This window comes from Nostoc sp. 'Peltigera membranacea cyanobiont' 213, assembly GCF_002245975.1.
Classification (GTDB): Bacteria; Cyanobacteriota; Cyanobacteriia; order Cyanobacteriales; family Nostocaceae; genus Nostoc.
Map to the genome: position 1 here is coordinate 43,669 of NZ_NOLI01000021.1, position 14,300 is coordinate 57,968.

The 14,300-nt window shown below is 42.0% G+C and carries 10 protein-coding genes; 3 read left to right on the forward strand and 7 right to left on the reverse strand.

The genetic code is table 11. The features are described from left to right. Positions 1–130: 130 nt before the first annotated feature. Entirely contained in the window at positions 131–3,067 is a 2,937-nt protein-coding gene (polA, locus tag CDG77_RS09015) for a DNA polymerase I (RefSeq protein ID WP_094329061.1), read from the reverse strand. A gap of 553 nt (positions 3,068–3,620) precedes the next feature. Here polA and CDG77_RS09020 point away from each other — a divergent pair. Both CDG77_RS09020 and CDG77_RS09025 read left to right on the forward strand, forming a co-directional pair. Continuing rightward, on the forward strand, positions 3,621–4,319 hold the full coding sequence (locus CDG77_RS09020) for a choice-of-anchor E domain-containing protein (RefSeq protein ID WP_094329085.1): 699 nt from the start codon (positions 3,621–3,623) through the stop codon (positions 4,317–4,319). Positions 4,320–4,596: 277 nt separating this feature from the next. Next, a complete protein-coding gene (locus CDG77_RS09025) occupies positions 4,597–5,466 on the forward strand; it encodes a Cof-type HAD-IIB family hydrolase (protein WP_094329062.1) in 870 nt (289 codons plus the stop codon). Between the two features lie 180 nt (positions 5,467–5,646). Here CDG77_RS09025 and CDG77_RS09030 read toward each other — a convergent pair whose 3' ends face one another. Further along, a complete protein-coding gene (locus CDG77_RS09030; RefSeq protein WP_308737829.1) occupies positions 5,647–6,366 on the reverse strand; it encodes a DALR anticodon-binding domain-containing protein in 720 nt (239 codons plus the stop codon). A gap of 520 nt (positions 6,367–6,886) precedes the next feature. Here CDG77_RS09030 and CDG77_RS09035 point away from each other — a divergent pair. After that, entirely contained in the window at positions 6,887–7,606 is a 720-nt protein-coding gene (locus CDG77_RS09035; protein ID WP_012412419.1) for a Crp/Fnr family transcriptional regulator, read from the forward strand. A 54-nt stretch (positions 7,607–7,660) separates the two neighbouring features. Here the strand turns inward: CDG77_RS09035 and CDG77_RS09040 are convergent, their stop codons facing one another. The 5 genes from CDG77_RS09040 to CDG77_RS09060 form a co-directional block, all read right to left on the reverse strand. Next, positions 7,661–8,713 carry a PstS family phosphate ABC transporter substrate-binding protein gene (locus CDG77_RS09040; RefSeq protein WP_094329064.1) on the reverse strand — a complete coding sequence of 351 codons (1,053 nt, stop codon included), beginning with the start codon at positions 8,711–8,713 and terminating at the stop codon, positions 7,661–7,663. 284 nt (positions 8,714–8,997) lie between these two features. Continuing rightward, on the reverse strand, positions 8,998–10,395 hold the full coding sequence (locus CDG77_RS09045) for an ABC transporter substrate-binding protein (RefSeq protein WP_094329065.1): 1,398 nt from the start codon (positions 10,393–10,395) through the stop codon (positions 8,998–9,000). A 52-nt stretch (positions 10,396–10,447) separates the two neighbouring features. Further along, positions 10,448–11,491, reverse strand: coding sequence for a substrate-binding domain-containing protein (locus tag CDG77_RS09050; RefSeq protein ID WP_094329066.1), 1,044 nt, complete (start codon positions 11,489–11,491; stop codon positions 10,448–10,450). A 26-nt stretch (positions 11,492–11,517) separates the two neighbouring features. Continuing rightward, positions 11,518–12,915 (reverse strand): serine/threonine-protein kinase, encoded by a 1,398-nt coding sequence (locus CDG77_RS09055; protein ID WP_094329067.1) that lies wholly within the window; start codon positions 12,913–12,915, stop codon positions 11,518–11,520. A gap of 299 nt (positions 12,916–13,214) precedes the next feature. Further along, on the reverse strand, positions 13,215–14,228 hold the full coding sequence (locus CDG77_RS09060) for a LysR family transcriptional regulator (RefSeq protein ID WP_094329068.1): 1,014 nt from the start codon (positions 14,226–14,228) through the stop codon (positions 13,215–13,217). Positions 14,229–14,300 lie beyond the last annotated feature (72 nt).

Here is a 14,300-nt window from a genome sequence, read left to right on the forward strand (position 1 = left end):
ATGGAATTCGTGGCTATACAGACAAAACCCACCTCCGTGGGTTTCAAATTCCTGGAGTCTGCGTGGTGCGAGAAGCGCAGCGCAAGTGTAATCTGCGGACTTTGTTAGTGTAGCCGCGATTTCCGATCGCTTACTTTGTATCCATCCAATTTTCACCAACACGCACCTCTACCAGCAATGGCACACTCAACTCGACTGCATTTTCCATCACCGACTTAATTTGCAGTTGTAATTCATCCCACTCATCAGGGGGAATTTCAAACACTAATTCATCGTGTACTTGCAACAACAAACGCGCCTGATAGTTCTTCAAAACCTCATGCAATCTTACCATTGCAATTTTGATAATATCAGCGTTTGAACCTTGAATTGGTGCATTAGCAGCCGAGCGTAGTAAACCCGCATCATAAGGGCCCAAATTCTTCAATTTACTCAGATCGATATCTTCTGGGTTACTGCCTTTTAATTTGCGTAAACTGTTATTAGTAAAATCAAAATAACGACGACGACCGAGAATAGTTTCTACATAACCAAGAGCGATCGCTTCTTTTTTTACTTGCTCCAAATATCCAAAAACTTTAGGATATCGTTCATTAAACCGCTTAATGAACTCGTTAGCAATGTTCTTATCTATCCCAGTTGAGCGCGAAAACCTGAGAGAACCCATTCCATAAATCACGCCAAAATTGATAGTTTTTGCCATCCCTCGTTCTTCTGAGGTGATATTTTCTTTTTCAAATACTAACCGCGCGGTAACAGTGTGAACATCTTCATTTTGTTGATATGCTTGCACTAATATCGGCTCTTGACTCAAATGAGCCAAAATTCGTAGTTCAATTTGTGAGTAATCAGCAGCCACCATTAACCACCCAGATTCTGGCAAAAATGCCTTCCGAATTTGGCGACTAAAAGCTGTGCGAATGGGGATATTTTGTAAATTCGGATTAGAAGAAGATAATCTACCAGTTGATGTTGCTGCTTGATTAAAATCAGTATGCACTCGCTGCGTATCTGGACGCACCAATACAGGTAAGGCATCAACATAAGTAGATTTTAATTTAGATAAGGTGCGATATTCAATAATCGCCTCAACAAAACCACTGTTATCATCTTCTTGGAGTCTTTCTAGTGTTGCTGCGTCTGTAGAAAAGCCTGTTTGAATTTTTCGAGAATGTCTGGTACTTAACCCCAACTTTTCAAACAAGATTTGGCTCAATTGTTTAGGAGAACCTAAGTTAAAATTTTCTCCAGCTATTTCAGTCGCTTCCTCTTTTAACCTAGCTAACTCAGTTTCTAAATGCTGTGAAAGTTCTTTTAAATAAGCTGAATTAATGCGGACACCCGTGTATTCCATTTGAGCCAAAACTGCTTCTAGCGGCTGTTCCACTTCCACCAATAGCTTAGACAAAGTTGGAATTTGATCCAGTTCCTCACGCAATTTCGCCACTAACCCAAAAGTAGAATAAGCATCCATACCGCAGTAATCTGCAACGGCTGGAATATTTATATCAGCGATGGTTTTACCTTTAGGAACTAAATCTAAGTAACTTTTTGCTATCAATCCCAAATATCGCTGGCCTAAATCCATCAAATTATGACTTGAGTCTGGATTTAGAATGTAACTTGCCAGCATGGGATCAAACACTACTCCCGCTAAATTAATCCCTTGACACTTTAAAACTAAGCGGTCAAATTTGGCATTCTGTAAAGCTTTGGGATAATCAGCACTTTCGAGAATTGGGCGTAATGCTTCTAGCACCAAATCTTTATGCAAATTTTCCCCAGTTTTATGCCCCATAGGAATATAGGCTACTTCATCCGGTTGCGTTCCCCAACAACAACCAATTCCTACTAACTCAGCATCTCTTGGTTCTAAAGAGGTAGTTTCAGTATCCCAAGCAACGGGAATCTCTGGGTTAGTGAATGTTTGCAAAAGTTTCACTAACTCAGTTAGTTTTGCTTCAGTGTTGATGATGCGTGGTGTAATCGGAGAAATAGATTTTAGTGCAACTGCTGCTGTATCACTAGCACTAAAAAACCACAAATCATTATCTTCATCATCCTTCAATTCGGAGTGAAGATTAATTGCGTCTGTTTTAGCTTCTTGCTTTTCTTCAAATTGTCCACCAAAACGTTGCTGTAGGTCGTTAATCCTACCTAAAAAAGACTTGAACTCTAATTTTTCTAAAATGGGGGATAAGACGTTTATATCAAAACCTTTTAATTTGCAATCTTCTAAATTAATTTCTAAAGGAACATCTAAAACTATGGTTGCCAAATAGCGAGATTTATCGGCATCTTCTTTACCACTTGCTAGTTTTTTCTGAGTTGCGCCTTTAATTTCATCTAACGCTGCATAAATATTGTCAAGGGAACCATAGCTATTTAGCAGTTGCACTGCTGTCTTTTCCCCAATTCCCTTGACTCCAGGAATATTATCTGATTTATCACCACAAAGAGCTTTAAAATCGATAATTTGTGAAGGGAAAACACCCATCTTCTCTTTGACTTGTTCTGCTTCAAATTCCGTAATGCTATTTGTAGAGCGTTTTATGGCATCTGGACTAAAATTCAGAACAGTGATTTCTTTGTCAGAGTCGATCAGTTGAAATAAATCGCGATCGCCTGTGAGAATCTTCACCCTATACCCAGCCACAGTTACTCGCTGTGCTAAGGTTCCTAAAACATCATCAGCCTCAAAACCAGGGGCAGTGAAAATTGGTAGATTGAAGCCATTTAGCAACTCATGCAGGTTTGCTAAGTCGGGAATGAAGTCTTCCGGCGTTTCTTTGCGATCGGCTTTATAAGTCTCGTCAGCTTCGTGGCGAAAAGTGGCCTCACCCAAATCAAAAGCGATCGCCATTGCTTGGGGCTGTTGTGTTGCCATTACCTCAAGCAGGCACTTCACAAAACCAAAACATATACTCGTCGGAATCCCTGCTTTAGTACGCAGTCCTCCATCTCGCCCTTTGGCGAAAGCAAAGTATGAACGATAAGCCAGGGAGTGTCCATCTACAAGGATGAACGTGGGGCGTGTTGCAGTTACAGATGTGAAAGTTTCAGACATAGCCCTATTTTAGCCAGAAGCTTTGTCACATAGTTAGCAATTTTAGATGCTAGTTCAACTTGGCTTTAGCAACAATAGCGCAGTTTTTGCGTGCCAATTGCTCCTGCATATAATTTTAGACGAAGTGATGTCTACGCATTTGCAGCTTCAGTACGGAAGCCAAGTAGAACCAAACTTTTGGCAGCAATACCGCCTTAATTAAGTACGTGGGTATCAACATAGTAACCATGTAATAACTAGATCGCCGATTTCTCACCAAAACTTGGGAATCTATCTCCTGAGCGTTTTATGTTTAATTAGATTGACCTAGCTTACTTCTCAAGAACTAACAAACACTAGCTTAATCTTTCGACATAATACTACCACTATCAAAACCCCTTCGCATTAACAAAACTTTATATATACCAATCAAAAAGGATATTTTCCGAAGAGACTTGAACATAAAAACTTCACATAAAGTTACGTGGAATTATCAATCCGACAAGCAAAGTTTCAGAGTTAGAAATAACTTAGTAATCCTGTAATGATTCGTTTGAGAAAAGCATCTTCCATCATGACAACAAAACTATTGAACACTCTCGCTGCTGCTACAACTTTGGCAGGGATTGTTGCAACATCTGGAGTAGCTAACGCAGCTTCTCTCTCTTACACCAGTTCCACTAATTACGATTTTACAGATATCATTGATGCACCTTTAAGCGTCCAGCAATTTAACTCATCTCTAGGCACACTCCAGGGTGTAACGATAGAATTTACTGGCAATATACTTGGAAATGCAGGTTTGGAAAATAAAAATACAACCGCACGTCAAGCCACAGTAAATCTTAGCAGTCAATTGAACTTACAACTAGATAATCAGTCTCTATTGGCGCTCAATCCTGAATATTCTTACAATTACCAACTTGCTAAATATGACGGCACCACTGATTATGGTGGCACATCTGGAAAGACTGTTTCTAACTTAACTGCCACACAATCTGCTACCCAGTCTTTCACTAATACCCAATTTTTGCAGTCTTTTATTGGCAATGGCAACGTAGACTTCCTGTTCTCCGCTCTAGCCACCTCAGCAGTTACAGGATCGGGCAACATGAGATCCTATATTGATACTTATGCTAAAGCAGGTATCAAAGTAACTTATGACTACCAATCAGTACCTGAACCCTCTGCCACACTTGGAGTTGGTTTAATTGCTGGGCTTTGTTTGTTGTCACAACGTAAAAAAAGCTGGCTGAAGGTTTCCAATTCATAGACTTTTTTGAATAGGTGGATTTTTCCCATCCTATCTATACAGTCAGGCTCTCTAATTTAAATGAAAAACCCCGATTTTTTCGAGAATCGGGATTTTTTATGGCGATTATTAGCCAGAATTTTGAAAAATTTTCAAAAGATACCATAGCTAAAATTGTGTGATTCAACATCCTCACGGTAGGCATATTGGGTTGACTAGAGAACCCAATTTTGTCTACTACTCCCCACTAGTCGCTAGAGCCTGTTAACCTCTTACTGGAACTTAAATCTAGGAAATTATGCAGAAAGCATCTGCCACACATCTGGTATCTACTAATCATCAGGCTGCTGCAAAAGACATTAAACTACTAGTTTTGGATATAGATGGCACGATCGCAGGACATTCTAACACCGTCAGCGCAGGTGTAAAGCAAGCTATTGTGGCAACGCAAGCACGAGGAATTCCAGTGGCGATCGCTACAGGTAGAATGTATCGTTCAGCTTTGCGCTTTCACCAAGAAATTGGTTCTACATTACCATTAATGGCTTATCAGGGAGCCTGGATTCAAGACCCGATCGCTCAAAAACTTCATCGCCATTGGGCTGTTTCTAGGGAAATGGCCCACCAGCTACTCGACTATTTTGAACAGCCTGAGTTGCGATCGCTCCTATCTGTCCACTTTTACATCAACGATCAACTATACGTCCGTGAGTTGACTAGAGAAACCCAAATTTATGCAGAACGTTCTGGTATTACCCCAATTCCCGTTGGTGATTTGCGCCAAACCTTAGCAAATGAACCAACAAAAATTCTCGCTTTGTCTGATGACGTAGATTTAATCGATCGGTTATTGGGGAATTTGCGCCGCCAATATACACCTGCTGAACTTTATCTCACAACATCTGTTGCTACCTTTTTTGAAGCAACTAACGCCTCTGTGAATAAAGGAACTGCTGTACGTTACCTAGCCGAAGAATTGCTAGGATTACAGATAGCCAATGTTATGGCGATTGGTGATAACTTCAATGATGTAGAAATGCTAGAGTCTGTTGGACTTGGTGTAGCTATGGGCAACGCACCAGAAGGAGTACAAGCGATCGCTAAGTGGGTAGCTCCTAGTGTAGAGGAAGACGGAGCAGCAGTAGCAATTGAAAAGTTTTTGCTGTAATGAGGATACTCTTCCGAGCCTGAAGCATATAAATCAGAAAGGACACCAACGACTGGCCGTGTTTCGTCTCGGTGTCCTAGCTGGTTCGCTCCTCACACACCTGCTAATGTAGCTGAGGTGATGCATTGAGTCAATAGCTATTATAAAAGTTTTTATTTTTGCCTAAGCGACATTACCGATTTATAACTCTAAGGGCGCAAAAACACCCAATTTTTCCTCTAGCACATGTCTTAATACTGACTGAGTAGCCATAAGTAATCCGAGTCTGGCTTGAGCTAGTTCTGGTGATGTAATTTTTACCTCACCCCAAATCCGGCAATTACACCAAAAATTTTCAAAAGCTTGGCTCAAATTCAGCGCAACTTTTTCCCACTTTACAGAACCGCTAATATCAGGGCACTCTATGTTGTCTACTACTTGTATTAACTCGCCAATCAGACGACGCTCATCTGGATGATTTAGTCCTAGTGTTCGATCGCAGTTTAGCCAAGGTAGAGGGTTCGGAGAGATAACATCCCAAAAAGCTGGACTAGTATTTGGAACTGGTTCTCTAAGTTTTATCAATCCCTCTCGGTGAGCCAGCAACACTAGCGAACAGCAACGTGCATGGGCGTGCTGAACAGCAAACAATGAATTGGGGATTGGGGATTGAAAAGAGGCAGAGGTGCGGAGTGCAGGGGGCAGAAGGGAAAACTCTTCTTCCTTGCTCCTTGCTCCCTGCCCCCTGCTCCCTTGCTCCCCATCTTCTCCTAGACTCCCGACTGCAAGACTTTGTAACCAAGTAGCTAAGGTCGAGTGAGTCAATTCAAAATGTATCCAACCAGGAGGAACTATTTGGATGGTAAAAACGTCACCACAAATCCTCAAGAAATCAGATGCGATCGCATTGGCAAGCTCCATAGTTTTCCAATTCTGAGATTTTGACAATCGCAAAGCCACACTTGAGATATATAAAATTTTATTCTTATCTCTATCTTTATATAGATAATCTTTTTTATCTTTTATGCATATAAATTCTGTTTTGTAAGTATCAATGCTTAGTAACTTTATTATATAACTGTATAATAGCTGTTTTATTGACGTATATTTGATAACTGGCGATCTATAATGCACGTAATATTATTTAAATTATCGTGTAAGATATATTTGTTAATTTTCTGTCATCTATCTTGGGGTATAAATTTAATTTAGATGAAGAAAAATGAGAGAAGGATAAAATTTGATGAATAATCGATGAATAGTAAGTAAACTTTACTACCATCATTGTACAGTAGGAAGTATAACAAAAGAGTAGAGAGTAATTTGCTTTCTATTCTTTGGATTGGCTGGCGCTGTTAGGCGTTAAGCCTCGCCAACACAAAGACACTCCTTGCACCTTTTGATCACGTCTTTGTCTTCAGCCAAACGCTCTTTGTTACCTATGCAATCTCCATCCTCCTTTTCTGAGGCATCACGGCCTTTTTTAACTTGGCAACGAATTCTTGACTGGGCTCAAGAACACTATCGATGCCGTACCTTTAGCAAAGATGAGCGTATTCCAGCCCGGCCTGGATTGCTATATTTGGTGCAAAGGGGTGCGATCCGCATGGTAGGAACCGCCCAAGTTAGTGCGACAGCTAGTCAGCTAACGTCTCGAAGAATCAACAGAACCCCAGAAGAAGCGTTCTTGGGTTTTGTGGGAGCGGGACAGCCATTTGAAATTGTTGCTCAGTCGCCATTCACACTCCAGGCTTACGCCCATGTTGACCAAACTGCGGTGCTGTGGATGTACTGGCACGATCTAGACAATTGGCCTCACTTCCGTCGTGAAGTTATGGATGCCTTTAGGTATCAGCACCAGCGTAAGCTGCTGTGGCTGAGTGCCTTGGGACAACGCCGCACAATTGACCGACTCTTAGGATTTCTCACATTGTTAATTGAGGAATATGGAGAGCCAGCAATGAGCGACACCGATCCTGATGTGATTCGCGGCTATTGTCTGCCCTTTCCCCTTACTCATGCCCAAATTGGTAGCGCGATTGGTTCGACCCGTGTCACCGTCACCCGCTTGATGGGTAAGCTGCGTCAACGCGGCTTAATCCTCACTCAAGGGGATAATCTAATTTGCTTGCCAGCAGAATCGATTAATAGAGCTGGTTAAAGCACAGTTCAGAGCGGCGATTTCCGCCACTCTGCCTAATTGCTATCGCTCTTGTCAGCGAATTTTGACAAACCCAGCTTGACTAATCAGTTCCTGTCCCTGCTCAGTCAGCAGTAAGTTGGCGTAAGCGACACCTGCTTGCTGCTCAGTCTGACTATTTTGTTTGACCACCACAAACAGATTGCGGGTAATCGGGTATTTTCCTGATTGGAAAGCATCAATGTTCAATTTGTTCCGTTTACCAGGACATTCCGACGGGAGGACAGAAGGTTCTTGGTATGGAGGAATATATTGTCCTTGCGTCCGCCCCAACGGCAAGGCTTTGATTGAGCATTGAGGAATCACCTCTGGGGCAGAAGCGTAGTAGATGCTACCATAACTAGCAGCCAATTTTTGCAAGGCTTGGGTGGTTGTGGAGATAAATTCCACATTGGAGCTGAAAGCTTGACCACCCAAGATGTCTTGGACAAAAAGTTCTACAGTACCGCCATCAGCAATGCGGCGGGAATAGGGCTTAATCGGGATATTGGGGCCACCCACCTGGCTCCAATTATTGATTTTACCTGTGTAAATTGACTTTAATTGGTCTACCGTCAGTCCTGCGATGTTGAGGTTAGGATTAACTGCGACTGCTAAACCATCAATAGCCACAGGAATTTGTTTCAAACTGAATCCGCGCTGCTGGGCACGGCTTAGTTCCCGATCTAGAACTGGTCGGGAGGACTGGGCAAATGCTAGTTGACCGTCTATCAGTGACTGGATACCAGTGCCAGAACCAGGAGATGTATTGCTGGGTTCGACATAACGCAGGCGAAGTTCTGGTCGCGCCGCTTGAATTGCTGGATCGACTACCAATCGAATCGGTGCCCAAGATGTACTGCCTCCGTAATTGAATAATCCTGTAGGAACATCTTTTACTGAGGTAAAAGTATTGCTAGTAGGTTGTTCTGATTTGACTTGGGGAGTTTTGGTGCTACCAGAATTGATTGTATTTAGCTCAACACCAGACTTTCTACTAAACCACCAAAAACCGCCAGCTATTAGCCCGGCCGTGATTAGGATGGATAAAACAAGAATAGGTATTTCATTTTTTTGTTTTTGGGACATAGTTACCCGCGTGTCCATTCAATATAAGTACTTGACTTGATAGGTGCTTGCTACTTGAGATTGTATTGGGAGGACGGGTGTTTTGTTCGCGAATTATGACAAATCCTAACTTCTGATTAATTTAGGGTTTGAGGTATAATAAATTTCCTTTAAATTATCTGTTACTTCTCTATAAGTGCATAAATTGCTAGTTGACACTAAGATTTTTCCCTATGAAGCTCAATTTCTCATCTTGAGAGCTTTTTTAGGTTAACTATTGGTTAATTTTTAATTTTTATTGCTAATTATCGGACTGGTTCAAAGTCATAACCAGTGCCAGAGCGAGAACCAGGAACAATTTTTACAAGTTGGACTGGCGCATTGCGATCGCCTGATGCTAAAAACCGAATTGTACCAGAAGCACCGGTGGCAGAAAAGTCAGAAGACGCTAGTGCTTGTTGGACTCCAGACCTCGTAGGATTGAGTTTTAATGCAGTAATTAAAGCTACAGTGGCATCATAGCTAAGGGCGCTTCGCCAACTTACATCAGCGCCCCATAACTGTCGAGATTTTTGGGGAAAATCTGATTTGCGATCGCCATCAATATGCCAGGAAACTGCCAATACCATTCCCACAGCTTGCTCTCTGCCAATTTCTAAAGTTTTGGCGGTGTAAACATCATCTCCTGCCAGTAGAGTTAATCGTTTCTGGTTAATTTGAACGACTTGTAGGGCTTTATCGAGAGTTTGAGTGTTAGCAGCCAACATCAAGACTTCTGCACCTTGCTTAGTTGCCTGCTCTACGCTTTTAGCCGCACTAAAATCTGCCTTGGATAAGTCAAATTCGCTGGATACTTGTCCACCTTCTAAGGAAACAGATGAAACAAACTCCGACTTTAAAGACTGGCTATAGTTACTCTGAGAATTAAAGAAAACCACAGCATTTTTTTTCTGCAAGGTTCTCACCATATAGTTAGCTAAACTTCTCGCAGCCATAAAATCACTCGGAACCGTGCGAAAAACGTAGCGGCTAAAGTTAGAAATTTTGACAGATGTGCTGGTAGGGGAAATTGCTACAAGTTGTCCAGAATTATAAATAGTACCTGCGGCCAAGGTGGAATCGCTAGTATTCGGCCCAACTACACCTAATACTTCTGAATTAGTGACTAGGCTGGAAGCGATTTGCTTGGCTATTTCTGGATTGTCGTCGTCGTTAGCTATTCCTACTCTCAACGGCACTCCTTTGACTCCTCCAGAGCTATTAACTTGATTTTGGGCTTGGGCGATGCCACGTAAAATTTCTAAAGCAGCATTGGGGTCAGTGCCAAAAGGTACAGAAGCCACGATGGTATAGCTCTTGGATCTGATGCGGGCATTGTTAAGAAAAATTAGTGTTTCTGGATCGTTAGGGTTGAGTTTTAGGGCATCTCTGAAATTGGCGATCGCCTTATCGTAACTTTTAGCAGCGATCGCCTGTACTCCTTCTTTTTTTTCAGCAGAAACAGCACCTGGAGTCAAAGTTTTGTCCCCAAAACTAATCCGATCTTGTAGAGATAGATTGTTAGCTGGTTCCGAACCTGGAGCGATCGTATTACCAATTTTGGCTCCAAAACCATTAGTAAACCACCACGCACCACCGCCAACTATTCCAACTGTCAGCAACAGAGCTAAGGCTAAAATTTTGGTTTCATTCTTCTGTGACATGAAAAAATTTGAATAAAATAAAAATGTTTGTTATTTAATTATTTGGCTAAGTTCATTTAATTCTGACAAATCCAGTCTTTTCGATTAATTCTTGACTCTGAGGTGTCAGCAGCCAATTTGCATAAGCAACGCCAGCTTCCTGATCTGTTTGACCATTCTGTTTAACAATTACAAATAAGTTGCGGGTAATTGCATAGTCTCCACTACGAAACGCTTGACTATTCAATTGATTACGTTTGTTGGGACATTGAGATGGAGGTACAAACGGTTCTTGGTAAGGAGGCACCAATTGACTGCTTGTGCGCCCCAGTGGTAGGGATTTAATAATACATTGAGGTACCACTTCTGGGGCAGAAGCATAGTAAATTCCCCCAGGATTTGCAGCTACTTTTCGTACTGCTTCAGTTGTCGTGTCAACATAACTTACATTGTTACCAAAATTTTCTTTATTTAGAACATTTTCGAGAAAGAATTCTACTGTACCCCCGGCTTCTTTGCTACGGGAGTAAGCTTTAATTGGTAAATTTGGGCCACCCGCCTGTTGCCAATTAGTAATTTTACCAGTGTAGATGTCTTTGAGTTGAGCCACAGTTAAACCAGGTATGTTGAGATTGTGGTTAACTGCGATCGCAATTCCATCAATCGCCACTGGAATTTCTTTTAAACTAAATCCTTTTTGTTTCGCTTCGGCATTTTCTTCAGCCTTTACTGAACGAGAAGATTGAGAAAAAGCTAGTTGATTGTCTATTAACATCCGCAGTCCAGTTCCAGATCCTGCTTTACCTGATGGCGGCTGAGTATAGCGTAAAATAAACCGGGGACACTGGCTTTCTAGTACAGAGTCTACATCTTTACGGATGGGTGCCCAGGTTGTGCTACCACCATAATTGAATGTCCCTTCTGGGAGGTTGGGCACGTTACATTTACTGGCAAACTTGTTTACGGAGTTATCTGTGTTACCAGTCCCCGAAGGTTTAGCGACAGTTCCATTTAGTTGCGCCCACCGTTCCATAAAAAACCATAAACCACTAAAGATTAAACCAATGGTGATGACAACGGCTAAGAAAAGGCTAAGTGTTTCGTTTTTTTGAGACATAGGTGGCTGTTAGCACCAAAAGTTTTTTAAAGGATGAGAGATAATAGTTTATAAATAAGTCGAAATATGGCTGTTAGTGAAATGGCAACTAAAGCTGCTGCAACTGATAAAATGATCACTCCCTGAATGCCAAGCCCCCCTTGTAAAAAGGGGAGAAAAAAAATAAGCGTAAAAGTAATTGTTGGAATAATTAATAAGTCGAACTTTTCAATCCACCGCCTGGTTTGGGCAAATATCAGTATCCCCAAAATCACACATCCAACAATAAAAGTAGGTATTGGTGATTGTACTAGACTAAAGAGGGCGATCGCTATCAATGACCCCTGAAATCCACTAAATGCTGCCCCACCCAATAATTCCACTGTAGAAAACGCTGGTTGAGTTGGTGAACGGTTGGAGACGGCGGGATTAGAACCTTGAGATGGCTGTGGTGGGAGGGTTGCAGAGGGCGAATTAAGCTGTGTAGCAGCTAGAGGCTGTGAATGAAGTGCATTTAGAACTTCCTGTGCCGACTGGAAGCGCTGATTAGCAGCAGGTAGCAGCATCTTATCTAAAATGCCAGCAAGGTGAGGATTGACGCTAACTTGCTCGTGCCATTTCCACTGGTTGCTGTAAGCATCAAATAGTTGAATAGCTTCCTGATTTGTCAACAAAGTAATAAGAGTTACAGCTAAAGCATATAAATCCGTAGATGGGAATACTTGACCCCCAGCCATCTGCTCAGGCGGTGCAAATCCCATAGAATAAATTCCTGTCGAAGAAGCAGCCCCTAATGCAACGTTTGTCACTTGCTTAACTGCGCCAAAATCTAGTAAAAAAAGTTTACCATCACGACGGCGCATAATGTTAGAAGGTTTAATATCTCTGTGGATAATGTTTCGATCGTGGACAAACCTTAGTACCTTGAGGATTTCTTGCAGTACTTCTAACACTTGCTGTTCAGAAAATTTACCCTGTTGAGCTAATTCTTCTTCTAAGTTTTGCCCATCAATATATTCTTGTACTAAATAAAAAAATTGGTCTTCTTGACCTGCTTGCGAACTATTAACTATCACTGGAAAGAAGGCAAACAAGTCGGGGATTTGCTCGTGATCGTTACCAAGTTGTGCTAAAACATCTGCCTCTCTCTCAAACATTATCTGTGCTTGTTGCAGTTGAGCTAAGGTTAAATTTCCTGCTGGTTGAAACTGCTTAACGACGCATTCACGCATTCCAGGGATTCGCCGATCGCGTGCCAAAAACGCAGCTCCAAACCCGCCCCTTCCCAGCAACTTTGTAGGTACATATCGACCATCTAGCAGCAGTGGCATCCCACAGGTAGTACAGTACTTTTGCTGCGTTGTTTTCAGGTTCGTAATATTATCTAGATCCACAAAATAGTTTCGTGGCTGCGGGCAACGTGGACGAGTACAGTAAACTTCCATTTTAGTGATTAGTCATTAGTCAAAATAATTCGTAATTGATAATACCCGCCATTCACTTAGCGTCTCGTAGAGAAGGCGAGAAACAAGCTACATCATTCGTAATTAATTAATTTTGCCTACAGATAAACTAGATTAATTGATGATTTTCCTTTATATACAACCCCTAGCTTTCCTGCGGTATGCTGCGCGAACAGCTATCAGGTCAGGATGACGAATTATGGCGCAGCCTTACCGTAGAGGATTACAAACTATTTAGTCATTAGTCATTTACAAAAAAACAAAGGACAAATGACGAGGTTTTAGTCTTCGCCGGAGGAGGCGGGCATAGCTATATCCAACGTAGCGATCGCTATGCTTTTTTGTGTAAATGTTAAGACATCTTGACTCCATCCAGGGTTAGCAAACTGGGGCAAAATTTCTTTACTAAAAGCTTCTGCGGCCTTGGATCTATAGCGATTGGGATTAAAAATCAGCCACAGTGTCCGTTTGACAACGACACCTTCAATAGGGGTACGATGGAGAACACCCATTTGTAACTCTTTAGCGATCGCACTTGTTGAAACAAAAGCAGCCCCTAAACCAGATTGCACGGCATTTTTAATTGCTTCAATGGAATTTAGTTCCATTTCAACCTTAAAACGTCTGGTATCAATTTCACAACGTCCTAACACTTGGTCAATTACTTTGCGGATAGTCGATTGGGAATCTAGGGCAATGAATTGTAATTTATATAGGTCTTCTTTTTGGATTGTTTCAAGTTTGGCAAAGGGATGAAAGACAGGTAAAATCAGCGCTAATTCGTCTTCAGCGTAAGAAAGAACTTCTAAAGATTCTGACAGTTCGCCAGGAATTTCACCGCCAATAATCGCCAGATCGACTTGTCCGTTAGCGACACTCCAAGCAGTTCGCCGGGTAGAGTGGACGTGTAGTTGTACAGCCACATCTGGATATTTTTGTCGGAACATACCGATCATTTTGGGTAACAGATAAGTGCCGGTGGTTTGAGAAGCACCGACAATCAACGTACCACCTTGGAGATTTTGTAAATCCTCAATGGCGCGGCAGGTTTCCTGACACAGACTAAGGATTTTTTCACCGTAATTTAGGAGTAGATGCCCTGCTTCAGTTAATTGAGCGCGTCGTCCTCCACGGTCGAATAAAGGGACATCGAGCTGGCGTTCGAGATTTTGGACTTGTAAGCTGACGGCAGGTTGGGAAACGTAAAGACTATCGGCGGCCCGCTTGAAGCTTCCTTCTTGGGCGATCGCTTTTAAAATCCGTAACTGATCTAAAGTGAAAGGAAGGTCAGACATAAGGCTCAACCCACAAACTTTTAAAGGAGCGGATGCACACAACAAATAAAGTTTGGCAGCAATCAGCCATGC